22 protein-coding genes, 1 tRNA gene and 1 pseudogene are annotated in these 24,162 nt (G+C 35.0%); 4 read left to right on the top strand and 20 right to left on the bottom strand.

The genetic code is table 11. From position 1 onward, the window contains the following. Positions 1-98 precede the first annotated feature (98 nt). The 8 genes from F5ESL0263_RS02520 to F5ESL0263_RS02485 form a co-directional block, all read right to left on the bottom strand. Positions 99-171: transfer RNA gene (locus F5ESL0263_RS02520), tRNA-Arg, on the bottom strand. 51 nt (positions 172-222) lie between these two features. Continuing rightward, a complete protein-coding gene (locus tag F5ESL0263_RS02515; RefSeq protein WP_122034603.1) occupies positions 223-1,551 on the bottom strand; it encodes a PTS sugar transporter subunit IIC in 1,329 nt (442 codons plus the stop codon). Further along, positions 1,548-2,789, bottom strand: a complete 1,242-nt coding sequence (locus tag F5ESL0263_RS02510; RefSeq protein ID WP_122034600.1) for a DEAD/DEAH box helicase — start codon at positions 2,787-2,789, stop codon at positions 1,548-1,550. Before F5ESL0263_RS02510 ends, F5ESL0263_RS02515 begins: the two co-directional genes overlap by 4 nt. Continuing rightward, on the bottom strand, positions 2,786-3,493 hold the full coding sequence (locus F5ESL0263_RS02505; protein ID WP_122034598.1) for a GH25 family lysozyme: 708 nt from the start codon (positions 3,491-3,493) through the stop codon (positions 2,786-2,788). Before F5ESL0263_RS02505 ends, F5ESL0263_RS02510 begins: the two co-directional genes overlap by 4 nt. A 120-nt stretch (positions 3,494-3,613) precedes the next feature. Then, on the bottom strand, positions 3,614-4,615 hold the full coding sequence (locus F5ESL0263_RS02500) for a D-2-hydroxyacid dehydrogenase (RefSeq protein ID WP_122034596.1): 1,002 nt from the start codon (positions 4,613-4,615) through the stop codon (positions 3,614-3,616). Between the two features lie 212 nt (positions 4,616-4,827). Continuing rightward, a complete protein-coding gene (locus tag F5ESL0263_RS02495) occupies positions 4,828-6,012 on the bottom strand; it encodes an amidohydrolase family protein (protein WP_122034594.1) in 1,185 nt (394 codons plus the stop codon). Positions 6,013-6,361: 349 nt separating this feature from the next. Further along, the gene (locus F5ESL0263_RS02490; RefSeq protein WP_233558442.1) at positions 6,362-8,434 is read right to left on the bottom strand and encodes a PTS transporter subunit IIABC; all 2,073 of its coding nucleotides are present in this window, start codon (positions 8,432-8,434) and stop codon (positions 6,362-6,364) included. Positions 8,435-8,450: 16 nt separating this feature from the next. Next, positions 8,451-9,143: an N-acetylmannosamine-6-phosphate 2-epimerase gene (locus F5ESL0263_RS02485; RefSeq protein WP_122034592.1), complete on the bottom strand. Its 693-nt coding sequence runs from the start codon at positions 9,141-9,143 to the stop codon at positions 8,451-8,453. A gap of 140 nt (positions 9,144-9,283) precedes the next feature. Between F5ESL0263_RS02485 and F5ESL0263_RS02480 the strand changes: the two genes are divergently transcribed. Continuing rightward, positions 9,284-10,099 carry a MurR/RpiR family transcriptional regulator gene (locus tag F5ESL0263_RS02480; RefSeq protein WP_122034590.1) on the top strand — a complete coding sequence of 272 codons (816 nt, stop codon included), beginning with the start codon at positions 9,284-9,286 and terminating at the stop codon, positions 10,097-10,099. Between the two features lie 59 nt (positions 10,100-10,158). Here the strand turns inward: F5ESL0263_RS02480 and F5ESL0263_RS02475 are convergent, their stop codons facing one another. The 8 genes and pseudogenes from F5ESL0263_RS02475 to F5ESL0263_RS02440 all read right to left on the bottom strand — a co-directional run bounded on the left by F5ESL0263_RS02475 (position 10,159) and on the right by F5ESL0263_RS02440 (position 18,828). Continuing rightward, positions 10,159-11,574, bottom strand: a complete 1,416-nt coding sequence (locus F5ESL0263_RS02475) for a glycoside hydrolase family 1 protein (RefSeq protein WP_122034588.1) — start codon at positions 11,572-11,574, stop codon at positions 10,159-10,161. A gap of 3 nt (positions 11,575-11,577) precedes the next feature. After that, on the bottom strand, positions 11,578-12,081 hold the full coding sequence (locus tag F5ESL0263_RS02470; RefSeq protein WP_122034586.1) for a PTS glucose transporter subunit IIA: 504 nt from the start codon (positions 12,079-12,081) through the stop codon (positions 11,578-11,580). After that, entirely contained in the window at positions 12,081-13,466 is a 1,386-nt protein-coding gene (locus F5ESL0263_RS02465) for a PTS transporter subunit EIIC (RefSeq protein ID WP_122034584.1), read from the bottom strand. Before F5ESL0263_RS02465 ends, F5ESL0263_RS02470 begins: the two co-directional genes overlap by 1 nt. Continuing rightward, on the bottom strand, positions 13,435-14,346 hold the full coding sequence (locus F5ESL0263_RS02460) for a PRD domain-containing protein (protein WP_158593016.1): 912 nt from the start codon (positions 14,344-14,346) through the stop codon (positions 13,435-13,437). Before F5ESL0263_RS02460 ends, F5ESL0263_RS02465 begins: the two co-directional genes overlap by 32 nt. Positions 14,347-14,482: 136 nt before the next feature. Further along, a pseudogene (locus F5ESL0263_RS02455) lies at positions 14,483-14,873 on the bottom strand (YbaK/EbsC family protein). Positions 14,874-14,984: 111 nt separating this feature from the next. Further along, positions 14,985-16,118, bottom strand: a complete 1,134-nt coding sequence (locus tag F5ESL0263_RS02450; protein ID WP_255409597.1) for an MFS transporter — start codon at positions 16,116-16,118, stop codon at positions 14,985-14,987. Positions 16,119-16,384: 266 nt separating this feature from the next. Beyond that, the gene (locus F5ESL0263_RS02445; RefSeq protein ID WP_233558441.1) at positions 16,385-17,791 is read right to left on the bottom strand and encodes a DUF2075 domain-containing protein; all 1,407 of its coding nucleotides are present in this window, start codon (positions 17,789-17,791) and stop codon (positions 16,385-16,387) included. A 470-nt stretch (positions 17,792-18,261) separates the two neighbouring features. Further along, positions 18,262-18,828: a DNA-3-methyladenine glycosylase I gene (locus F5ESL0263_RS02440; protein ID WP_122034576.1), complete on the bottom strand. Its 567-nt coding sequence runs from the start codon at positions 18,826-18,828 to the stop codon at positions 18,262-18,264. 226 nt (positions 18,829-19,054) lie between these two features. Here F5ESL0263_RS02440 and F5ESL0263_RS02435 point away from each other — a divergent pair, with 226 nt between their 5' ends. Next, a complete protein-coding gene (locus tag F5ESL0263_RS02435) occupies positions 19,055-19,489 on the top strand; it encodes a LytTR family DNA-binding domain-containing protein (protein WP_122034574.1) in 435 nt (144 codons plus the stop codon). Further along, on the top strand, positions 19,486-19,944 hold the full coding sequence (locus tag F5ESL0263_RS02430) for a DUF3021 domain-containing protein (protein ID WP_122034572.1): 459 nt from the start codon (positions 19,486-19,488) through the stop codon (positions 19,942-19,944). Before F5ESL0263_RS02435 ends, F5ESL0263_RS02430 begins: the two co-directional genes overlap by 4 nt. Before the next feature lie 144 nt (positions 19,945-20,088). Here the strand turns inward: F5ESL0263_RS02430 and F5ESL0263_RS02425 are convergent, their stop codons facing one another. The 4 genes from F5ESL0263_RS02425 to rlmD all read right to left on the bottom strand — a co-directional run bounded on the left by F5ESL0263_RS02425 (position 20,089) and on the right by rlmD (position 23,125). Further along, on the bottom strand, positions 20,089-20,454 hold the full coding sequence (locus F5ESL0263_RS02425) for a TIGR02328 family protein (RefSeq protein WP_122034570.1): 366 nt from the start codon (positions 20,452-20,454) through the stop codon (positions 20,089-20,091). After that, on the bottom strand, positions 20,451-20,831 hold the full coding sequence (locus tag F5ESL0263_RS02420) for a YbgA family protein (protein ID WP_122034568.1): 381 nt from the start codon (positions 20,829-20,831) through the stop codon (positions 20,451-20,453). The genes F5ESL0263_RS02425 and F5ESL0263_RS02420 overlap by 4 nt, the downstream gene beginning before the upstream one ends. 335 nt (positions 20,832-21,166) lie before the next feature. Beyond that, positions 21,167-21,343: a hypothetical protein gene (locus tag F5ESL0263_RS08670; RefSeq protein WP_158593015.1), complete on the bottom strand. Its 177-nt coding sequence runs from the start codon at positions 21,341-21,343 to the stop codon at positions 21,167-21,169. Between the two features lie 435 nt (positions 21,344-21,778). After that, on the bottom strand, positions 21,779-23,125 hold the full coding sequence (rlmD, locus tag F5ESL0263_RS02415) for a 23S rRNA (uracil(1939)-C(5))-methyltransferase RlmD (protein WP_122034566.1): 1,347 nt from the start codon (positions 23,123-23,125) through the stop codon (positions 21,779-21,781). A 174-nt stretch (positions 23,126-23,299) separates the two neighbouring features. Here rlmD and F5ESL0263_RS02410 point away from each other — a divergent pair, with 174 nt between their 5' ends. Further along, positions 23,300-24,013, top strand: a complete 714-nt coding sequence (locus F5ESL0263_RS02410; protein WP_122034564.1) for a Bax inhibitor-1/YccA family protein — start codon at positions 23,300-23,302, stop codon at positions 24,011-24,013. Positions 24,014-24,162: the final 149 nt, after the last annotated feature.

The following is a 24,162-nucleotide window of genomic DNA, read 5'->3' as shown; positions in this document are numbered from 1 at the left end:
ACAATTGATAATCACTACTACAATTAACTAGTCAGAACAAAAAAACTGGTTCCCTACTTGGAAATCAGTTTTTCATTTTCAACGTTTCTCATTTTTCATGACTCTGGTGAGATTCGAACTCACCTCTACGGTTTAGGAGACCATTGTTCTATCCAGATGAACTACAGAGTCGCAACAAATTAACTTTACCAAATTTAGTTGATAAAAGCCAATTTTTTTAGATTAATATTGCCGTGTGAAATATGGACTTGGATTGTTTGAATCCGCAATTTTATCTGCCGCAAAAACAAAGGGCGTCCAGATTGCCAGCGCAATTAACATGTTAATAATACACAAAACAATTGCACGCCAATCATAATTGCAGGCTAAGAATGGTCCAATAATTGGCGGCACAACTGCAGGAACCGCAGCTTGTACCGGATTTACCAAGCCCAGCATTGTCACCCAATATGAAAATGCAACATTGACGATTGGAGCTAAAACAAAGGGGATGAAATAAACTGGATTAAGCACGACTGGCAATCCAAGAACAATTGGCTCGTTGATGTTAAAAACAGCTGGGGCCAATGCAACTTTAGCAATCGTGCGGTAATCACTCCGTTTAGAAAACAGCAAAATCGCTACAACTAACATCAAAGTACCACCTGCGCCACCAAACCAAGCAAAGGCATCAAATGAGCCCCTAACCCAGAGATAAGAAGCAGGTTCACCGTTACGTACCGCAGTTACGTTAACATTCTGGGCTGTTAACCAAATTGAATCAAGGATTGGAGCCCAGACTCCCAGCCCATTAAGTCCAAAGAAACTAAAGATTTGGACAAACAGCGTCACCAGCAAGACCATACCAAAGCCCTGACCCAATTTTACAAGCGGTGTTTGAATGGAATTTAATAGCCAATTGCCAAAATAAGTACCAGTAATTGTCTGAAAAGCAAAATTGATCATGCCGACACAAAAGATGGCAATAATTGCCGGGATCAATGAATCAAGCGCCATTTGTTCTGCATATGGTAAAGTAACCGACATATTCAACTTAAGTCGTGCTTTTACACAAAAGGCAAAAATTGAAACACCGATTGAACCAAACAAGATTGCAGTAAAAATTCCGGTAGTAGAAAACTGCGAAATGTCAAAAGTGTGCTTAACTGAAATAGTCCGACCATTTACCCGCATTTTGGTTAAGTTGGCAATGCTCATTGCTAAGGAAGACAAGGAAACAATTGCCCCTGCAATTGGATCAACTTCCATACTTTTAGCTAAATGATAGCCAAGTGACATAGATAAAAAGAGTGCAAAAAGTGCAAAGGTTCCTCGCCAAACCACATTGCTAATCAAAGCGAGCGGACTCATCAACCAGGCAAAGGTTTCCCAGCCCAAGTTAACTCGCGCAGCTTCAATCAAGCTCTTAATCAAAACTGCAAGTGAACCAGCAATCGTAATTGGCATTACAGAAACGAATGCATCACGTAAGGCCACTAACCAATGGGTCTGCGCCAGTTTATTTGCTAGTGGTAATATGTAGTCTTCTAACCAGGCTACTAATCGACTCATTTTTGCTCCTTTTTCTTTAAATAATGTGGATGATATCCCTTATTCTTACGATTCTTGTTTTTATGCTTTTTCTTTTTAGTAGGCTGCTCAGGCTGAACTGTCTTTGTAGCAGCCTTGGCCCCTACTTCTTGTTCCTTTGGCTGTTCGGTCGACAACTTGTGTTTAGCAAAATAAACCCGCTCAATTTGTGTTGTATCTATTAATAACTTTTTGAGATCACGCAAATCATGGTCATCCCCAAGTGTTACGACATAACCCTTGGCTCCCATTCGTCCGGTTCTTCCGGCGCGATGCAAGTAGGTATTTGTTTCACTAGGAATATCATAGTTTATTACATAGGTTACTCCAGGTATATCTAAACCGCGAGCAGCTAGGTCTGTTGCAATTAAAAGTCGTGTTCTACCAGCCTTAAAATCGCTGAGTGCTTGCTCTCTTTTTTGCTTACCAAACTCATTTGCTAATAAACCAAATTTGGTTTTGGTATGACCAAGGATACCAGCAAAACGCATCATTGTCTGATTGGAATCGAAAAACAAAATCCCTTTAAAGTGATCCAACCGCATTAAACGCTGAATGAAGTCAATTTTATGAGCATTATCAACCTGCAGAAAATAATTTTTTACTGTTGTGCTTTGCTTCGCCCGCACATCAACCAGTTTAAAAGGACGATCAAACAATTCAGCTGCATTTTGCGTAATCTCTGATTCAGTTGCTCCAAATAATAAAATTTGAGCATGCGGTAATAAGTTTTGTCCTAATGAACTTAGCAATTCCATTTTGCTGAATTCAAGAATATCGTCAGCCTCATCAATGACTAAAGTTTTGATTTGTTCAACTTTAATACGGTTACTTGAAAAAAAGTCAAAGAAACGTCCTGGAGTAGCGACAACAACTTCAGGATGTTTTTTCTTTAAATTGTCTTCCTGTCGTTGCCGATTACCTGAACCGACCAACGTAATTCCAGTAAGATCTAAAGCGTGAATAAAAGGATTGATTGCATGTCTGATTTGCACTGCAAGCTCTGTTGTAGGTGCAAAAATAATCAAACTATTCGGCTCACCTTTGGTGACTTTTTCAAGCGTCGGTAAAGCATATGCCAACGTTTTTCCCGTTCCCGTTTTGGCCAACGCAATACAGCTTTCACCCTCACTAATTAACTGGTTAGTTTCTTGTTGGATTAAAGTTGGTTTTTTAAAACCTAATTTAGTTAAAACTGTTTCGATTTCTTTTTTCATTATTGTGTTAACTGTCCATATCGTTGTTTATACTGCGTTACTGTCCCATTATATGCGAGCATTGCAACGCCATTTTCTAAGCCGCTAACCGATTTTACGCGACCGTTGTTAGTGTAGCGCCAAAAAGAATATTTCATCTTACTTGGTGCTTTTTTACCATTAGTAATAAATAAAGTTCCATCAGGAAAAAGCGGTTTATACCTGATATTAACATCAACCATGACTAATTTGCCATGGTTTTCCAGCATTCTGACAAATTGAGCCATCTGTTCCAGATAGTGGTTACTATGATCGTCAACTGCAGGTTCAATCAAGATTGGTAAGCTGCCTGTGTTCAAACCGACTTTCTTCATGAAATATTGATAGTGCTGTTCCGGTGTAGACTCATTACTGTAAGCAATACTGGTGCCAAAAGCCATTTTGGTGCCTAACACCTGATCGCGATAAGATAAGTAATCATCATCAAAATATGAACGTCCTTGCGTGCTTCTGAGATACACAAACGAAATACCGTGATCTTGTAATTCATGCAGGTCAACATATCCAAAAGTTTGATTTAGTTCCACACCAATTGCACTTGAATTTGAATCGGAAGGCAGTGTTGTTTGATTGCGAAAATTAAGTACACCTGCTACAAGTCCACCAATTGCAACTATTAACAGTAAAACAATTGCTGGCAACGTATATTTGTGATGAAATCTACCCATCCTGATCTCCGACCTTTATCTATTAGTTATTATACCAATATTTTTATTATAATTGACAATAACAAAATATGATACCAGGACAAAAAAAGACTAACAAAAGTTAGTCTTTCTTGATTTCATCTATTCATCAACTGGATATACTGGCTTCTCACCACTTAAAACACGTTTAGCATCGGTCATACTCTGGTTAACCATATTTTTAACCGAAGTCTTAGTGTAGTATGCAGAATGCGGTGTGAAAACAACATTTGGCATTTTGACCAATTCTTGATAGTCTTCTGGCAATTCTGAAATGTCATTGAATTTCTTCATAACAATTGCTTCTTCGCCAGTCATAACGTCAAGCGATGCGCCAGCGATTTCATTATTCTTCAGAGCAGCAATTAAATCTTTGTTATCAACTAAAGGTCCACGTGCAGCGTTAATTAATACCGCTGTGTTTTTCATTTCCTTAAATTCCTTAGCGCTTATCATACCCTCTAAATCAGGTGTAAATGGCGTGTGCAAAGATAAAATATCGGATTCTTTAATAACCGTTTCAAAGTCCGTGTACTCGAGAAAAGCTTCATTGGCAGGATTTTCAACAATATCGTAACCAATAACTCGTGCACCTAATGAATGAAAAATTTCAGCTGTGGCGCTCCCGATGCGTCCTACACCAATGATACCAACGGTTTGATTATAAATTTCGTCACTCATCAAGTTGGCTTCACGCACAAAATTCAAATCTTCCCGTTCATTTTTCAAGATTGGGCCCCACTTGCGTAACAAGTACATTGCAGAAGTTAAGGTGTTTTCAGCAACTGCTCGTGGCGAATATGCAGGAGTGTTAGTAATAAGTAAATGATATTTATGTGCATAATCAAAGTTAACAATATTATAGCCAACTGAGCGTAATGCAATATGTTTTATGCCATACGAAGCTAATTTGCGATAAACTTCTTCCTCATCAAGATCAAAAACTTGCAAGACACTAACAACGTCAAAACCTTCAGCTTGTTCAACTGTCTTTGCATCTAGATCATCATCAGTAGTTTGCAGATCATCGTCAGGATGTTCTTTATTCCACTGGTCAACGTAAACCTTTTGTTCAGGGGTCATACTGTATAGTAAGGCCTTCATTAAATAATCCTCCCTTTTTGGATAAATTGTGATATCTACTATTCTATCTAAGATTAGTAAAAAATTAAAGATTTATTTGAACAAATCCTGATTTACTTTTATGGACCAAATAACCTAAACAGCTTTTGAACTCTTTTTTCGCTAAAAGCAAAAAGAGATTACTAATTATCGTAATCTCCTTCAATGTTTGCATTTATCTGTATGAAAGCAAATTAATACTCTCGACGACCCTTTTTGTAAACAGCCTTATCTTTTTGAACAACTGCTTCAATCTTTTCTAAAGGATTTTCATCCAAAACAAGGAAGTCTGCATATTTGCCTTCAGCTAGTGAACCATATTCATCATCAATTTTCATTAATTTGGCAGAATTATAACTCGTTTGTAATGCTTCATGGTTAGTAAAGCCTTGCTCAACCAAAAGTGGCAATTCCTCAGGCGTCATTGTAAAGTCGTTAAATGGCGTTCCTGCATCTGTACCCAAAGTAATTGGAACTCCTGCATTTTTAGCATTAGTAATGTTACCACGCAAATCTTTCCATGCAGCTGCGATTTTGTTCATTTCCCAATCAGGAATTTTACCTGGCGCATATTCGATAAAGGCCCAAGCACCAACAATTGTTGGTGTTAAATATGTACCCTTCTCAAGCATTAGCTTGATTTCTTCATCGTTAACGTAAAAACCATGCTCAATACTATCAACACCTGCCTTAATGGCATTCATGATTCCTGGATTGCCTTCAGCGTGTGCAGCAACCGTCAAGCCTTTGTGGTGAGCTTCTTCTACAGCAACATGAATTTCTTCTTCACTCAACTGTGGGTCATCCATGAAGTCATTTTCAGTCATGACACCGCCAGTTGCCATTACCTTGATTGCTTTAGCGCCTCTTTTGATTCCTTGTCTGACTGCTTTGCGCATTTCATCAGGTGAATCTACCAAATGTCCAAAATTAGGCATGTCGCCATGACCACCAGTCATTGAATATGGTCGACCAGAAGGTAAAATTTCTGGTGCTTTAGTAACTTTGCCCTGCTCAATTAGCTTACTTAAATAAATATCAACATCATAACTGCTTCCACATTCTCGAATGTACGTTACACCTGATTTTAATAAGTCATGCAAGTTACTTAAAGCTTGAACTACTGCAGCTACTTCATTGTTATCTGTTCCACCATCAGCCGTTTGTGGATCCATCACAACATGCGTATGGCAGTTGATTAAACCAGGAATAACAAATTTTCCTGCTAAATCAACAGTTTTATCCACTTGAGGTATTTCACCTGAACCAATTTTGGTAATTTTTCCACTTTCATCATCAACTACTAAGTAGTTGTTTGCATGAATTTGATCATCTTCGCCAGTATAAATATTGGCATTGATATAAGCTGTTTGTGACATTTGAAATCCTCCAAACTAAATAAAAAAGCACTCATCCCTAATATAAGGACGAGTGCTTCGCGTTACCACCTTTAATTTTTTTATTACTCACGTAATAAAACTCACTAGCTATCAATCAATAGCTTGCATTTATAACGGCTGCAGCGCCGCTAACGGCTAACTATCACCGTTAGTCATCAATTAAAGCCCATGTTCATTAACTGCTATCGGCTGGCTTTCACCACATGCTAGCTCTCTTTCACGATACCAAGAAAATTACTCTGCTTCTCAAGATGAAATATTTAATTATATTTTAATTTAGCATCTAAATTGGCATGTGTCAATAGCTCATTAGTTAAAATTAGTTGGCTTATTTAGTTATGGCTTCAAACACTTTTTTGCCTGCCTTTACAGCCGTTCCTGATTTAACAAGATCTTTAGCTTTGCCGACATGTTCAGCTGAATTAGTGATTACAGTTATAACGGTTGTCTTTTTACCTGCATCAGTAACTTGCTTACGATCCATTTCTACTAACTCAGTAGTTGGTGTTACTTGGTCACCTTCATTTACTTTGATTGTAAAAGGCTTACCTTCCAAATCAACAGTATCGATTCCAAGATGAAGTAAAACTTCCAAACCTTCAACAGTCTTAAAGCCAATAGCATGCTTAGTATTGAAAATTGAAACTACCTGTCCGTTTACAGGACTATAGACTCTATTACTATCGGGTTCAACTGCAAAACCCTCGCCCATTATCTTCTTAGAAAACACTTCGTCATCAACTTCCGAAAGGTCCTTATACGTACCAGAAACAGGTGCAGCAAAACTTACTTTTGTATTTTTTACTGTATTTGAATTCTCTACTTCTTTTATACTAGAATCTATCTTTTTAGCCTCAGGTTTACTGTTGGGATTAGCCAAAATGTCATTGATTTCCTGGCTATAAAGATCTGCTTTTCCACCAAAAATAGCCTGAACTCCACCAGCAACTTTTAGTACACCGGGGGAGCCCAATTGCTTGAAGACTTTCTCATTAACTTGACTATTATCGTTTAGTGCAATTCTCAATCTAGTAGCACATGCAGAAATTGTTTTAATATTGCTTGCTCCGCCTAAGGCAGCAATTATTTGAGTTGATTCATCATATAACTTGTCACCTGTTTGTGCGACATCATTATTAACAACAGTTTCTTCATTATCTGAGTCATCCTGCATACCAGGAATATTAACGTGGAATTTTTTAATACAAAATGTGAAAACTGCAAAGTATAAGAAGAACCAAACTACACCAATTAGCAATACATTTGGCCAATTAGTCTTGTCTTTTCCTTGTAAAACCCCAAATAAAAGATAGTCAATTAAACCACCTGAGAATGAATTACCAATTCTAATATTCATAATATCAGCAAGATAAAATGAACAACCATCTAAAAATGAGTGAATCAAGTAGAGCCATGGAGCAACAAATAAAAATGAATATTCCAATGGTTCAGTGATTCCTGTTAAAAATGAAGTCAAACCACCTGAAAGATAAAGTCCACCGTCTTTTTTACGGTTAGCTTTTGGTAAGCAAAAGTACATTGCTAAAGCTGCACCCGGTAAACCAAACATCATTGTGGCAAAACGACCAGCAAAAAAGCGAGTTCCGTAAGTAAACAAACCATGGAAGTTAGGATCTGCTAATTGGGCAAAGAAAATATTTTGTGCACCAACAACTGTTTTTCCAGCAACTTCAGCCGTTCCACCTAAAGCGGTATACCAAAACATTGGATAAATCGTGTGGTGCAATCCAACGGCTCCAGTTAGTCTCAATAAGAAGCCATAAAGGAAACTTCCGAAACTACCCATTGCAGCAATAGCATGACCAGCTGTTGTCAGCCAACCCTGAATAGGAGGCCAAATCAAATAGAAAATTGCTCCAATAAAGATTGCTACAATTGATGAAATAATTGGAACAAATCTTGAACCACCAAAGAAACCTAAAAATTGTGGTAATTCAATTTTTCGATAATGATTATGAAGATAGGCAACTACCGAGCCAATTACAATTGCTCCCAAAACACCAGTGTCAATTGTGTTCTTAGGATTAAACAACTGTAATAAACCGGAAATAGTGGCAGTATATACCAAGTAAGCAACGCCACCTGCAAGACCTGCTGTCCCTTTATCTCCTTTAGCAAGACCTACAGCCAAACCAATTGAAAAAATTAATGCAAGATTACTGAAAACTGCATTTCCAGCAAAATTCATAATCTTTAAGGTGTTTTGTAGCCATGCTTGATTCAATACTGGAAAAGCTGAAACTGCTGCAGCATTTGTCAACGCTCCACCAAGTCCAAGCAACAACCCAGCAACTGGTAGAATTGCAATTGGTAGCATAAAGGCTTGTCCTAACTGGGTAAACCACTGACCAATTGCAGAAAATTTATTATTCTTAGTCATTTTTAATCCTCCTTAGTTAACTTTTAAAAACATCCGTAAATGTCTTGGCAATTTGAAGTGGTCTTGTAATTGCACCACCTACAACAATTCCTACGGGATCTATTTCAATTACTTTCTTTAGTTCTTCTGGTGTATGAATCTTACCTTCAGCAATTAAAGGCATACCTGCTGCGACAATTTTTTGAATCAAATCATAATCTGGTCCATTTATATTTTCGCTTTCCTCTGTGTAGCCAGCTAAAGTCGTGCCGACAAAATCCATTCCACAATCATATGCATTCTTTGCTTCTTCAAAATTAGAAACATCTGCCATAAACAGTTGATCTGGGTATTTATTTTTTACTTCACTGATAAAATCATTTATCTGCTTCCCATCATGTCTTGGCCTCAAAGTACAATCAAAGGCGATAACTTCCACACCAGTTTCAATCAACTCATCTATTTCTTTCATTGTTGGCGTTATATATGGTTTTTCTGGTGGATAGTCGCGTTTGATAATGCCAATAATAGGCAAGTCAACGACCTCCTTTATTTCATCAATGTCTCTAATTGTATTTGCTCTGATTCCAACGGCACCAGCCTCTTGTGCAGCTTTCGCCATTAGCGGCATTACTCCACCCTTTTCTGTATAGAGTGGCTCTCCTGGCAAAGCCTGACAAGAGACAATTAGACCTCCGTGGACTTTATCGATAAAATCTTTTCTCTTCATACGTACTTTTACTCCAAAAATAATAAATTTTGAAGTTTTCCTCCCAAAAACAATATTATTATTTTAGAGCTATAATTGCAATCGTTTTCTTGAAAAAAGCTGTTATAATTTTAATAAAAGCAAAAGGATTATTATCATTAATGAACTTCATACAATTATTCAATCAAAATAAAGATCATCTAACTAAATCAGAAGCAAAATTAGCTAGTTATATTGCTACTCATCAAGAACGGGTAATTTATGACACAATCAAATCGCTTAGTGAAAATACTCAAACCAGTGATGCAACAATTATTCGTCTATGCAAAAAGTTAGGCTTTTCAGGTTTTTCCAACTTAAAAATCGCATTAGCGCAAGAGTCAATGACGCAAAGCAACACGAATAAAAATAAGAGTGAATTTTATTCTGACAGCGCCAACTTATTAGTTGATTCAATAAAGAAAACAGAGAATTTGATTGTGCCTGAAAAATTGCAAGCAGCAGTTAAATTACTTAGCAAAGCAAAAAGGGTTTATCTTTTTGGCGTCGGACATTCCGGTGAATCTGCCAACGACTTTGCTAAGACTTGGCTCAGGATAGGCTTAATTGCTCACGCAGAAGTTGATCCCCACCTTCAAGTCCAAATTAGCTCTTTGTTAAGTAAAAAAGACGTTGTCGTAGGATTATCACTATCTGGCCATACTAAAGATACATATGACTCGCTTAAGTTAGCTAAAAATAATGGTGCTGGCATTATCACAATTTCAAATGATCTTAATTCACCAATTGCAGAACTAGGTGACGTCCAACTTCAAACAGCTGTCAGCGAATTTACTAGTATTGGTTCAGTTTCTGGCCAAGTCTCACAGCTGTATCTTTGTGATGTACTCGCTCGTGGCTATGAATTATATGCAAAAATTGATACGCGAGAAATAAAGGAAAAAGTCTTACCTGAAATTCTTAAAAAAGAAATCTAAACTAAAAAAACGTAGACTAAATAGTCTGCGTTTTTTTTAATGTTTACAATAACCTTGTTTTAATCTAGATTTTTCCCATTTGACTTGATGACTTTACTATACCAGTAAAAACTATCTTTTTTCATTCTCTTCATTGATCCATTACCTTTATCATCTCGATCAACATAAACAATTCCATAGCGTTTTGACATCTGACCAGTACCATTGCTTACAATGTCAATTGGTCCCCACATTGTGTAGCCACGAAGGTCCACTCCATCAGCGATTGCATCTTTCATGGCTTCAATATGTTTTTTCATGTAATCGATTCTGTATGAATCATGAATCTTGTTGTCTGAAGTAACTGTATCTTTTGCTCCTAAACCATTTTCAACAATAAACATTGGTTTTTGATATCTATCCCAAAGATCGTTCAATGCCAATCTTAAACCCGTAGGATCAATTGACCAACCCCAATCAGTTTTTGGCAAATATGGATTTACAAGTCCTTCTAATGAATCAGTTGTTTTTTCAGCTGGCTCTTCGTAATCAGCTGAAATTACCCGCGAACGGTAATAGCTAAATGTAATAAAATCAACCGTGTTTTTTTTAATTAGTTCTTCATCGCCTTTTTCCATTTTGACGTTAATATTATTTTCTTCAAAATATTTCCAAATATAGTTAGGATACTCACCTCTAACTTGTACATCGGAGAAAAAGTACTCTTTTCGGTTATCCATTTTTGAAGCTAAAACATCCTCAGGCTTGCAAGTGTATGGATACACTGTTTTATAGGCAATCATTGCTCCAACTTTGCATTGTGGTGCATTCTCATGAATATATTTAACAGCCAATGAACTAGCAACAAATTGATGATGTGCTGCCTGATACATTCTTTGTAACAAATTGGGACTTTCAGGATCTAGACAAGCTGCATCCCAGCAAATTGGCTTAACTGCTGCATTTCCGATTTCATTAAATGTCAACCAAAACTTCACTTTATTCTTATATCTGTCCACAATCGTTTTAACGAATTTCATATAGAAATCAATGAATTCACGATTATCCCAACCACCATAGTGATCTACCAAGTAAAGTGGAGTTTCATAATGGGAAATTGTAATCATAATTTCCATTCCATTTTTGCGAATTGAATCAAAGAAATTATCATAGAATTTCAGCCCAGCTTCATTAGGCTCTTCCTCAATCCCTTTTGGATAAATTCTTGTCCAGTTAATTGATGTTCTAAAGATGTTAAAATTAGCTTCTTTAAATAGTTCAAAATCTTCAGGGTAACGATGATACATATCTATAGCTTCATGTGTAGGATAAAAATCAGCATTTCGCTTTAACCCTCCAAAAAAGCCACCAGCTTTAATATCGGCCGTTGATGGCTCTTTACCATCAGCATCCCATGCTCCTTCAGCCTGATTTGCTGCAATTGCTCCACCCCAATAAAAGTCATTAGGAAATTCATGTCTTACTTTTTTAATCATTTTTTACTCGCTTTCAATTTTACCGATTATGCTACTACCTTCAGTAACTTTTTTCGGTGTTACTTTTTTTAATTGTTGATTTTTTAATTCTGGAAAAATTAGCATAGTTGTTAAATCAACCCTTGACGGAATTGATTTTTTATCTAGTTCAACTAGTTCATCTCCACGTCTAACTTTTTGACCAGCTGATACTTTCTTTTTAAATCCTGTGCCGTTTAATTCAACTGTATCAATTCCAATATGAATAATTGCATCAACACCATTATCAAACTTAATGTTGATAGCATGTCCGGTGGGATAAACAGAAGAAATTATGCCTGGAGCTGGCGCAACAATAACATTGCCGTCGGGAATAATTGCAAAACCATCTCCCATCATTTTTTGACTAAAAACTTCATCATTAACATCTTCAATATTAATTAGATGCCCCGAAATCATTGCAGTTAGATCATCTATTGGTAATTGATCTTCTTTTTTTTGCTTAAGTTTACTAAATAAATTCATCATTATTGCTCTTCAATCCATGAATCATCAAAGCCAAATATAATTGTAGATACCATTGATAAAACAATTGTAACGGCAATTGAAATAGAAACTGCAACAATAGTTTTACCAAAAATTGGAATTGCTAAAATACTTGAATAGCCCATTGCAAATGCCTTTGCACCTAGGAAACCAGCTAAAATTCCTCCAATTGCTGCACTGCCAATTACATATTTTAAGGTGCCGCATTTTAAAGTAATGCCGTATAGCGCTGGCTCAGTAACACCAGAAACAATTGCACTGATTGCACAGCTAATTGCGTCTGTTTTTAATTCTTTATTTTTCGTTCTTATTGCAACACCTAAACAAGCCCCGCCTTCTGCCATGTTATGCATGATAAATGCTGGGCGAAAAATAGCATCGTAACCTAAGGAAGATAGGTTCTGCACCATAAATGGGGCGAACATCATATTCATTCCACCAATAATAATGAATGGTAAAGAACCCGCTAAGAGACCTAAAGTTATTCCACCTAGGTGAGCATAAAGCCAAACAAAGAACTGGACTACATAATTACCTAGAATTGATCCTAAAGGAGCTAGGACCAAGAAAGCAATTGGCATAGCAACTGCCAGTGTCAACATTGGTGCAAAAACTGCACGTAAAACTCCCGGAACAACTTTATTAAAGAAGCGCTCAAGATATACCACCAAAATTGATACTAATAATGCTGGTAACAACGAACTTGCATAGCTATTAGCCATTACAGGTATACCAAACAAAGTTAAAGTTTTACTTGCTCCAATATATTTCATAAATTCTGGATAAAGCAGAGCAGCAGTAACTGTCATTGAAAAAACAGGGTTACCTTTTAAATATTTTGCTGTTCCATATGCAATTAGTATTGGCATAAAGTAAAAAGCTGTTTGCGCAAGCCAATAGAACATCAAATAAGTATCATTTGTTTTAATATTAGGCCAAATTGATGATGCTAAAGACAGAAATACTTGAAGCATTCCAGCACCATAAATTACTGTTACGAACGGTGTAACTGAACTAGAAATAAACTCAATCACACGTTGAAAAATATTTTTACTCTTTTTCTTATCTTCTTTAGCAACCGCTTCTTGGTCCACTCCTGTTAACTCTTCACTTTTAATGTGATAGTTATTTTCAATATAATCAAATACTGAACCAACGTTTTCTCCCAGAACAACTTGATACTGACCCATTTTATAAAGTGCACCTAAGACCCCATGAATTTTCTTAATTTCATCCGTTTGAGCCTTATCTGGATCTTTCAAATAAAACCTTAGTCTCGTTAAACAATGTGTAAATGAACTTATATTATCCGTTCCGCCTACCAAATCGACGATTTTATCCGCCGTTTGTTTGATATTTATTTTCATTGTTCGTCTCCTTCTTTAATCTTTGACGTGTTAAATGAATATCTAAGAAGAGTTGATCTTCTTCGGTTAAATCATAATTAAGCTTTTTCCTTAAATAATCACCAATCTCTTTAGTTATTTTTGTAATCTTAGAATCACTGTAGGAATTCAACAATTTTTCTATTTGCTTTTTACTAATTGCTGAGTCATTGATCGAACTATTTTGCAAAATACTAGTTACCAAATATCTAATATGAACAATCATTCTTGAATAGCTAATTGATCTACGATCAATTTTTCCTCCATAATTACTCTCAATTATTTTCATAATATCTGAAGTTATATTAAAAATTTGTTTTGTGTCGGTGATACTTTTCTGGTTAGTATGTGAGTCAACTATCATTGAATTAACAAAGTGAAATGTAATAGCCACAGCTTCACTTTCATTCAAGGCAACATCAAATTTTTTATTTATTGATCTAACAGTTTTCTGGCTAAACTTATAAATTTCCGGAAAAAACTGCTTTATTTCTTCATTGTCCATATAGTCAAAATCAGCATGTTTCCTATATCTCTCAACAGCAAAACTAATATGGTCGGCTAATGTAAAAATTAATCCATTTGAAAAGCTTAACTTCAATTTGGACTTTGCTAAATTGACAGTATCAATCGTGAATTGCATATACTCAAACGGGATTTCATTGATAAATTGTTCAAACCTCTCTTTTTCAACTTCTGTCTGTGGAGAAAAAACTTGAATATCTGGAGAATCAACAATTATTTTATTTCTCCCATTAAATCCTATGCCTTGCCTAACTAAAATCATCTCTTCTCGTTTTAAATTCGTCGCAAAAACAGCATTATTATTTAGTACTTGAGTAATTTTAAATATGTCTTTCATCATTCACCCCCTTGAAAAACAAAAAAGGCAACACCGAACAAATTAATGTTCGATGTTGCCTGAAAATTCAGTTACAACTTATTTAACGTAATTAAGTATATGATATTCAAATAATTTTTGCAAGCGCTTTTTCTAATTACATTCCCACCACTTTAATTGAATTTCCTTGTTTTTTAACCACTGCAAGCAAGTCCTGGGGATTTAACCAAATCGTTGCAGTATTATCATTAGGATGAACAGCAATTCTAGGCTGGTCTGTAAAGTATTCATCCAAATAAAATGATACTTCATGCTTTTGATCATTTAACAAGCCTAAGGGCGTAACTGAACCTGGAGTCAAAACAAGTTTTTCTTTTAAGTCAGCTGGTGAGGCAAAGCCTTCTGGTATCATTTTGCTTGCGAAACTCAGCTAAGTTTACTCGCTTATCACCCTTTACGGTCAGCAGGTAATACTTGCGCTTTTTATCATCTCGCACGAACAAGTTCTTAGCGTCTGACTCAGGATGAGGAAGAGAAATTTCTTCCATTTCTGCCATATTAAAAACGGCTTGGTGCTCAACTATCTCATATTCGATTCCCAATTGATCAAGATATTGTAAAGTTTCTTTTTTGTTCATTTAGAAAACCTCAAAAATCTATTATTTTTCATTTTGATTTTTATTTGTCCGCATAATTAATAAATATGCAGTTACAATCATCATAACCGTTATCAACGAGACGGCAATGAGCATATTTATTGTGCCGTATTTTTGAATCACTGCACCAATAACCGGATTGATAATCATTGTAACTAAACTAGTAGAAAATGACAGTCCCGAAATAAAAGTCGCCCTGGATTTGTCTGATACCCATAAATTTAACATCTGCATCACTACTGGATCAAGGATGTCTAAAACGATATATAATAAGCCAGCACCTAGTAAAAACAAATATTTCGAGCCTTGAATTTCTAATCCTGTTGCGGCTAGTAAAACAGCAATTATTAAAATCGTTAAAGATGAAAACTTCATTTTTACCAATCGGTAAGATTGAGTTGCTACTAACCCACCAGCAAAACTATAAATCATAAAGACACCCCCATTAGCAGAAGCATCAAAACCTAATTTAGAAATATAATTGGGCAATAACATAAATACTGCATTTACAACTGCAGTTACTATAATCATAAATACAAAGAGAAACAGGATGTTTGAAAAATGAATCATATCTCTAAAAACTGATAAAATACTTTTTAACATATCAGTGTATGTCTCGTGTTCATGATCCACGTTTTCAATTTTTTTAGATTCCTTAGTTAAAACAATAACGGCCACTGCACCTAATAGAAAAAGTGATTGAAACAAGTATGGGAATTTATCGTTTTGAGTAAAAAGGTAACCTCCTACTGCAGTTGCAATGCCTAAAACAATTGAGCCGATTAACTGCCTATTACCTCGTATTTTGCCATAGAGCTGTTCATCCCCATCTTCGCGAATACCTTCGTAAAAAAGTGCTTCATCCGCACCACTCAGCAGTGCATTTCCTACTCCTTCCAATGCAAAAGAAACAGCAAGTAAAGGGAAAATAATATTTTTCGGGCAAAACATTGCCATAACCGTTAATAGTGGTGTTGTAATTAAAACGGCTAAACCAGTCAAAACAACAGTTTTGTTTTTAAACAGATCACCTAAAACTCCGCTTGGTATTTCAGAAAAAAATTGTGCAAACATAAAAATTGATTCTAGTAGCGCAAACTGAACCAAACTTAGTTTTAATACTTGTACTACAAACAAAATGCTAACAATTCTGGAAAACCTTAGATTAGTAAATGTAGTGTAGAGATAGTATTAATTGTATTATTAATCTTCATTTTGTTTATTAGTAGCTAAAATAGCCTCACTATCTTCTTTCTATAATATTGAATTTATACTTAAAAATGCTGTTTATTTATAAGGATTTAATTAAATTCAGATTAGCATAATTACCAAAATAAGTAAAATTGACTATGCTCTTGAAAAGAAAAGCACCAGACTAACTACAGCCTGATGCTTTATTAACACTAATTTCTATCTTCCGCTTTTTTTAAAGCCGCTCTCAAGTCTTTATCAACAGCATAAATATATAAGCCATGCACACCTCTAGTTAGTAATACATTGAATTCATTTCTTAATAACTTATCAGCATAACTTGTCTTTGAATGTAATTTGTTAGTTGCCTTTTTATTTTTACTTTCATTGAAATCATGAATTATTTTTCCATCTCTGTATTTTACTGACGGTCCTAAAACAACACCAACATAATTTAGGTCAAAGCCCTGAACAGTATATAAAGAACCGATTTCTCCAATCGTATAATCTTTTTCTGCCCAAGGTAAATCACTGTATTTTACAGTGTGGCTATGATGCTTCTTTTCATATTGATCGCGTCTTTTTATTTCATAATTCCAAGGCATTTCCCAGTTCCCGTCTGACACCTTCCAATACTTCTGTTCAGATGAAGGCTTTTCTTTTCCACCTGAATATTTCCAGTCAAACGTTGCAACCATTCTACTTATGCCATTATATTGAGTTTTATTTATGTCAGTAATTTCGTCTTGCATTTTTTTCGGATCATCAAATACTTTTATTCTATATTTTGGATCCTTTGGAATTGGCAAAATTTTATCATCATCAATCAGAGTACGAATCCAGTTAATCGTTTTGTCACTAGCATCAATCCTCATCTGCTTTTCTAGACTAACAACTTCGCCATGTGTTTGATTAACAATTTTTTCTAGGTAATCATTATCAATTATAGAGTCAATAGATAACACTTGATTCGGGTCAAAAACTGCCAAAACTACACGAGCTCGCTCCAAAATGTCATCAATCATTTTTTGTCCATATCCATTGTATGATTGACTATTTTGAGTTAACAGTAAATGTGCCTCATCAATGATGACAATATCATCTTTACTCTTTTTAGTAGAAGTATTTTTAATGAATGTAGCTGGCTTCATAATTCTAATCTTAGAATCCTTTGGAAAAAGCTTTGCTGTAATCTCTTCATATACTTTAAGCTGCTCATTTTGATTAACAAGAACTGAAACTTTCAAATTCTCCTTTTTTGATAAGCGATTTTCATGAACTAAATCATAAAATATATTGCTTACTAGTACTGTTTTGCCTGAACCTGCTTCACCCTCAAGTAAAACTAGTTTAGCTTTTTTGGCATCCCTATTTACTGTTTGGAGTGCTTGATCAATTTTAGTAATTACTTTAGTCTTGACCTTCAATTGCTCATCAGTAAGTTTGTTAAACGGTGAAGCCTTGAAAATAGCTTTCGTCTTTAATTTTTCAGCATCTGGAAAAAGTTTAGCGTTTTTTTCGTGTAATGATATCCAAATTTGATTAAATAAGCCGTCAAATTCTTCAGAATCGTAATATTTATTTTGATCATTAAACCGGCGGTTATTTAATTTTGACACTGCAGGAACACTACTTAGATACTGCATAAGCCTATTCTCTATATCTAATGTCATCGATTTATTAAAATGTTTATGACCAATTACATACATTTCGGCATTTGATGATTGCTTAAAGTCAGCAAAATCTTCTCGAACTTTAGGATCTTCTCCTAAATGCTCAATTGTTCTCCGCTGGATATCGTTTGTTTCTCCTACATAAACCGCATACGTGTCCTTCTTAGATAAAGCAGAATTGATTATGTAGACAGTTGGATACTCAGTCAGAATTTTTTCAGTTTCATCATTGGTTTCATATTCTTCATGAATTTTTGCTTCAAGTTCCTTAGCATTTTTTACATCGTATTTGGTTTCAAAGATAGCTGGACTTTGTAAATTTTCGTTATTCAGTTGAATGCACCTGCTTTCCCTTTACTAAATATACCGTTTTACTGTTAGAACAGTATTTTTTACTTCTAACTTAGTAGCATTAACTATTTGTTTTTAAAAGAGCATGTATCAAGATGGTCATTCACCATCCCAACAGATTGCATAAATGCGTAAACTGTTGTTGATCCAACAAACTTAAAACCTTGTTTCTTTAAATCTTTACTCAATTTATCTGATAATGGTGTACTTGCTGGCACTTCTTTGGTACTCTTCCAAGAATTAATAATAGGTTTATTATCAACAAATGACCAAAGGTAATTGTCCAAAGAACCATATTGTTCACAAACATCGTAATATGCATGGGCGTTGCTAATAGCAGCGTTAATTTTTAGCTTATTCTTGATAATTCCATCATTTTGTAAAAGCTCTGCCTTCTTCTTATCGTCATAAGTAACTAAAGCTGCAGGATCAAAGTCATCAAATGCTTCACAGAGAGTTTCTTTTTTAGCTAAAATTGTTGTCCAGCTCAGTCCTGCTTGCTTTCCTTCCAAAACTAGCATTTTAAACAACTGTCTATCGTCATGTACAGGAATTCCCCATTCTGTGTCATGATATTCCTGCTCTATTTTATTCTTTGTTGCCCAATCACAACGTTTAATTTCCTGTGTCATCTATAAGTATTCCCATCTTCTTTTCTTAACATAAATAGTTAAAACTAATCTCATTTTAAATTATACTTTAGTATATTCATGTGCTCAAACTATCTTTTATTTCTAAAGTCAAAATCCAATATTCCCGCTTTTCCAACCACTATTGACACTTTTCCAACCATTTGAAGTATTACTAAATAAAAACAAAATTTATCTATTATACTGGGTAGCAGAAAGGAGCTTAAACATGAAAATTAATTGTCACGTTGATCCCAACTTAAAAGAAGAGCACGGTGAGTTGTGGCTCAGAAAAATCACACCCGAGATCAATGATTTTTTACAGAAATTAGCACAAAGTGATGATGCAATCTGGTGTCATTACCAGTCACAGATTATTCCAGTTAAGTATCAGGACATTTATGCTTTGGAAGTAGCCAACCGTGATATTTCAGTTTTCACTGAAAAGCAGCAGCTATCTTATAATGACCGCTTATCAAATCTAAAAACTAATTTGCCGAGTTACTTCATTGAAGCATCCCGGAGCGCTGTATTTAATTATCAGCATATCGATCACCTTGAAATACTTGATAACGGATTAATTGATGTTGTTTTAACCAACAATCATCGCGTACAAATTTCTCGCAGAAATATTAAAAACTTGAAAGAGAGGTTAGGAATATGAAAAGCGTTAAAAGATTTATCTATCATTTATACATGTTTGCTACTGAAGGCATCTTCATAGGCTTAGCAATTTCCATTATCTGTAATTATCTATCACGAAACTCTATTTACCTTCCATCAGATCCTTCTTTTACGTCAAAATTTAGCAATTCGCTTGATGCTTTTACCGTCTCAGTCATTTTATGGGCGGTAACTGGAGCGCTATTCGGATTTGGTAGTTTTATTTTTAGTATTAGCCAATGGTCAGTACTAAAAAAGACGATAGTTAACTTCTTTACCTACTACCTTGGCTTTGTTCCATTAGCCCTCTTAGCTGGCTGGGTTCCATTAAACTTGATTAACTTATCAAAATTTACTATAGTTTTTATCCTGATCTATATTATTATCTGGTATTGCAGTTACCATAAGGCTGTAAAAGACGTTAAAAGCATTAACCAAAAAATCAAAGAAAAGTAATTTAATTACAAAATAAAAAGTCGAGCACTTATGTCGCAGTGCTCGACTTTTTTTACTTATGCTTTTTCAAAGTAATCTAGATAAAATTCATCATGATTCATTTAATCTCTTAAGTGATTTTTCTTGTCTTTAATTACGTCAAACTTAATACAAGTCGATGCCTTTTTGGTGCAAATTATCCAAACAGATTTGTAAATAAGTATCATCATGCTCTGGATAAATTGGATCAGTCCATGGAATAGCTGGTAATGTTTCATACCTAGGGCAATATTGCCCGCGATAGTATGGATCAAACCAATTAAGATCAGGATGGTAATGGCGTCGTTGCATTTCAGCTAATACTAGTAGATGAAACTGGTACAGCTTATACGGCGAATATTTAAAAACATAATTAACAGTGGCATGATTTTTGCCCCATCCTTGGCCTCGTAAAGCTGCAATTTCACGATGTTGTCCTAATAACTGCTGCCTAGGCAACCGCCAAATTAAATCTTGATGCCATAATCTCATGATCTTTCTTTGCACTCCTGAATTAAACGTGAGTTTAATAAATAAGAAACTTGATACTTTTCAGTTAAATGTTTTAAAAATGGACCTAAATCATCATTTTGAGGCGATAATTCTTGTAATAACTGTAAATAGGTTTGCTTTTCTGAGGTTGTCGCAATCTTCTTAAAGTAGCCCCAAACATGTTGGTAAGCATTAGTTAACGTTTTAACTGTTGATGGTTGACCTGCAGCCTTTTCTAATAAGCGTTCAAATTCAGCATTCTTTTGAGCTGACCATTCATTATCTTTAGCTAGTAATCTGATCTGTTCATAACATTGCTGCGATCGCGCCATCACCCAATATTTGTTGTAGGCCCATTTTTCCTGCCATTTATCCATTTTGATAGCCTCAGTCTTTCATGAATTGTCTCCAATTTATAATTGAATTTCATCTGACTGAATTTTATAGCTAAATACCTTCTAGATACAAATGATAGGAACTAAAGTATAATTTTAACTCAGCTTATCTTATTAAAAATTGCGTTATCTATCTGTATCTTTTTTATCTTCCATCATGTTAATTACTACTTCACAGATTTTAGGAAACTTAAAAGATGAGTATAGAAAAAAAGACAGTAGCGCAAACTACTGTCTTTCATAGACGTATTTAAAAGATAGAATACAGAATATTATATATTTTATATAGCAGTTATCTTTATATTACTTAAAGTTCATTATTTAGGAAATCCTAAATAAATCGCAAAAAGAACTAATAACACTCCTACTGCAATCAAAATTTTATACCAAGCGCTTCTCTTTCTACGAATAATTCCTAAAGCTATTAAAAAAATACCTATTAACATTGAAAAAATCATTACATAAAAGCCCATTTTATTCTCTCCTTTTGCCAATTGTAATTTCTACTGATTTCTTATCATATCTCGGAAACTACTTTATTTTTTTAATATTTAAGCAACAATCATAGATATAATCATCTGGTTCAGTACTATGTATATTATTATTAAAAATTCCAATTTACTACTTCTTGCAGCAGAATTAACAATAAATTAACAATACTAGAGTGTTGTCATAGTAAGCAACTCTTGAAAGCTTATCTATATATTCTTCCCGTTGATTTTATTAACTTAATTTTGGTACAAAAAAAAAACGCTTTTTAAAAAAGCGCTTTTATAAAGTATGCCAATGGCTACTTTTACTTTAATATTTGATTTTTGTTTGTTGTTTTCCCACTTACTAGGTCTATAAACATCAGCACATTAAATCTCTTTATTTCGGATTTAATCATCTTTGCTTATAAAAGTGCTTAAAATCAAAGATTTATAATTCTATTGTCGTTCGAGCACCGTTACAGCTTCGACATGAGGTGTCTGCGGAAACATGTCAACTGGATCAATACGTTCAAAACTATAGCCATGTTCCTGCAATTCTTGCAGATCACGAATCATTGTTGCGGGGTTACATGAGATATAAACAATCTTCTTTGGATTTGTTTTAACAGCGGCATCAATAAATTCTGAAGTCAAACCCTTTCGAGGTGGATCAACAAAAATCACATCTGTTTTCATCCCTTTGGCTGCCCACTTAGGCATTACCTCTTCTGCCTTACCAGCAACATATCTAGCATTGTCGATATTGTTCAGTTCAGCATTGTTGTTGGCATCCTTGACAGCATCACGGACACTTTCAATTCCCCTAACTTCCTTAACATGCTTAGCAACAGTCAAACCGATCGTACCAATTCCTGAATATGCATCGACGACTACATCATCGGAAGCCAGTTCAGCCTTTTTGATAGCTAAATCATATAAACGCGGAGTTTGAAGTGAGTTGATTTGGAAGAAACTTTCGGGTGAGATTCTAAACTTCACATCACCAATTTGATCAGTAATCTGTGGTTTACCAAAAATTAAGTAATCTACCTTACCCAAGATAACGTTGGTCTTCTTCGGGTTATAATTCAATACTAAGCTAGTGACACCATCAATTTGTTTAATAGCCTCTGCTACTTTTGGTAACTGAGGAAAATCTTTATGCAAGCAAACTAAAATCACCATGATTTCACCAGTAGCCTTGCTCCGACGAACATCTAAATACCGTACTTCACCTTTGTTGTGCACTTCATCATATGCAGGTACGCGGTACTGACGCAATATATCCCTAACTGCAACCAAAACACGGTCAATTTCCGGATCAGTGGTAAAGAAATTAGTTAGCGGCACTAAATCATGCGAATGACGTCTGAAAAAGCCGATTTCAAGTTGTCCATTAACTTCTCTTACCGGAACCTGTGCCTTGTTACGGTAGCCCGTTTCTTCAGGACTAGGCAAAGTTTCGCCTACTTCTACATCATCTAAGTGTGCCTTTTTCAATAAGTTCACTACTTGGTTACGTTTGAACTCTAATTGCTTATCATATTTGATATGTGCTAAAGATGCTAACCCTGTTTGAACCCACTGGTTAAGCTTAATGTTTACTCGGTCAGGACTTTCCTTTACAATTTCTTCAATTTTAGCAAAAGCAAAGTTCTTTTTGACCTTTAAAATTTTGGCTTTAACTGTCTCACCTGGCAGGGCATTAGTGACAAAGACAGTCATGCCTTCATAATGGGCTACACCCATTGCTTCATAAGATAAGTCAGTTATTTCTAAATCGATAATTTGATTTTTTTCCATTTTTTGTCCTTTTTTACAAACAATAATTAACATAACTATTTTACTAAAAAAAACTGGTTAAAGTAACGGCATTGCTCATTCTTAACATTGATTTAATTTACAGCAAGATCGCTTCACTCTTTACTCAAACTGTGTTAGGTTTATTATTAATCTTATATAGAGAGGACGTTAATTATGAACGATTTTGATACTAATTCTAATAAGCGACAAATTCACAGTATTTCTGAAACCAATGGCTTTTTAACCAAAATGTATTCACTAATGGCTGTAGCCGTATTGATTTCGGCCTTAGCGGCTTACTTAACAATGACCGTTTTCAGATCTGCAGTAATGAATATGCCTGTAGCTATGATGTGGCTCATTTTGCTAGTTCCACTTGGTTTATCAATGGGAATTAGTTTTAATGCTAACCGTAGTCCAATCGCTAGCATGATTATGTTGGCCATTTTATCTATTATCTATGGTTTTGAGTTCGCATTAATTGCTGGTTTTTACACCGGCTCTCAAATTACTACTGCTTTTGTTTCATCAGCAGCTGTCTTTATTGCAATGGCTCTCTTTGGTACATTTACCAAGAAAGATCTATCTAATTGGAATGCCTATCTGGGTGCAGCTTTAACTGGCTTTTTAGTAGCTTGGCTTGTTAATATGTTTTTAAACAGCCCAGCAGTTACATACGTATTTTCATTTATTGGTGTAATTATTTTTACTGGTTTAGTTGCTAGTGATGCTAACAAAATGAAAATCATTTATAGCCAATACGGCAATCAAGTTTCAACTAATGGCTTAGCTGTTCTTGGCGCATTGCAACTCTACCTTGATTTCGTGAACATCTTCATGTTCTTATTAGAAATTTTTGGTGGTAGCGGCAATAGCAGCAATAACTAATTTGAAGCTAACCTAACTATTTAAAGACTTTGTCACTTAATCAGGTGGCAAAGTTTTTTTATTTTCCAAAAATTCCATATGCAATTATGATGAGTAAATTGCTATTTTTCTTTAATGTTTTTCTTAATATAGCTTGAATTAAGTCACCA

The sequence above is a fragment of the Lactobacillus sp. ESL0263 genome (genome assembly GCF_003692845.1).
GTDB classification, from domain to species: Bacteria; Bacillota; Bacilli; order Lactobacillales; family Lactobacillaceae; genus Lactobacillus; species Lactobacillus apis.
Note: the sequence above shows the minus strand (reverse complement) of the source record. Positions and strands in the feature narration are given on the sequence as shown.

What these genes read in the sequence shown, in the direction of transcription:
- F5ESL0263_RS02515 (WP_122034603.1), bottom strand. Translation starts at nt 1,551, where the DNA reads ATGAGTCGATTAGTAGCCTGGTTAGAAGACTACATATTACCACTAGCA.
- F5ESL0263_RS02505 (WP_122034598.1), bottom strand. Translation starts at nt 3,493, where the DNA reads ATGGGTAGATTTCATCACAAATATACGTTGCCAGCAATTGTTTTACTG.
- F5ESL0263_RS02500 (WP_122034596.1), bottom strand. Translation starts at nt 4,615, where the DNA reads ATGAAGGCCTTACTATACAGTATGACCCCTGAACAAAAGGTTTACGTT.
- F5ESL0263_RS02495 (WP_122034594.1), bottom strand. Translation starts at nt 6,012, where the DNA reads ATGTCACAAACAGCTTATATCAATGCCAATATTTATACTGGCGAAGAT.
- F5ESL0263_RS02490 (WP_233558442.1), bottom strand. Translation starts at nt 8,434, where the DNA reads ATGACTAAGAATAATAAATTTTCTGCAATTGGTCAGTGGTTTACCCAG.
- F5ESL0263_RS02485 (WP_122034592.1), bottom strand. Translation starts at nt 9,143, where the DNA reads ATGAAGAGAAAAGATTTTATCGATAAAGTCCACGGAGGTCTAATTGTC.
- F5ESL0263_RS02480 (WP_122034590.1), top strand. Translation starts at nt 9,284, where the DNA reads ATGAACTTCATACAATTATTCAATCAAAATAAAGATCATCTAACTAAA.
- F5ESL0263_RS02475 (WP_122034588.1), bottom strand. Translation starts at nt 11,574, where the DNA reads ATGATTAAAAAAGTAAGACATGAATTTCCTAATGACTTTTATTGGGGT.
- F5ESL0263_RS02470 (WP_122034586.1), bottom strand. Translation starts at nt 12,081, where the DNA reads ATGATGAATTTATTTAGTAAACTTAAGCAAAAAAAAGAAGATCAATTA.
- F5ESL0263_RS02465 (WP_122034584.1), bottom strand. Translation starts at nt 13,466, where the DNA reads ATGAAAATAAATATCAAACAAACGGCGGATAAAATCGTCGATTTGGTA.
- F5ESL0263_RS02460 (WP_158593016.1), bottom strand. Translation starts at nt 14,346, where the DNA reads ATGAAAGACATATTTAAAATTACTCAAGTACTAAATAATAATGCTGTT.
- F5ESL0263_RS02440 (WP_122034576.1), bottom strand. Translation starts at nt 18,828, where the DNA reads ATGACACAGGAAATTAAACGTTGTGATTGGGCAACAAAGAATAAAATA.
- F5ESL0263_RS02435 (WP_122034574.1), top strand. Translation starts at nt 19,055, where the DNA reads ATGAAAATTAATTGTCACGTTGATCCCAACTTAAAAGAAGAGCACGGT.
- F5ESL0263_RS02430 (WP_122034572.1), top strand. Translation starts at nt 19,486, where the DNA reads ATGAAAAGCGTTAAAAGATTTATCTATCATTTATACATGTTTGCTACT.
- F5ESL0263_RS02425 (WP_122034570.1), bottom strand. Translation starts at nt 20,454, where the DNA reads ATGAGATTATGGCATCAAGATTTAATTTGGCGGTTGCCTAGGCAGCAG.
- F5ESL0263_RS02420 (WP_122034568.1), bottom strand. Translation starts at nt 20,831, where the DNA reads ATGGATAAATGGCAGGAAAAATGGGCCTACAACAAATATTGGGTGATG.
- rlmD (WP_122034566.1), bottom strand. Translation starts at nt 23,125, where the DNA reads ATGGAAAAAAATCAAATTATCGATTTAGAAATAACTGACTTATCTTAT.
- F5ESL0263_RS02410 (WP_122034564.1), top strand. Translation starts at nt 23,300, where the DNA reads ATGAACGATTTTGATACTAATTCTAATAAGCGACAAATTCACAGTATT.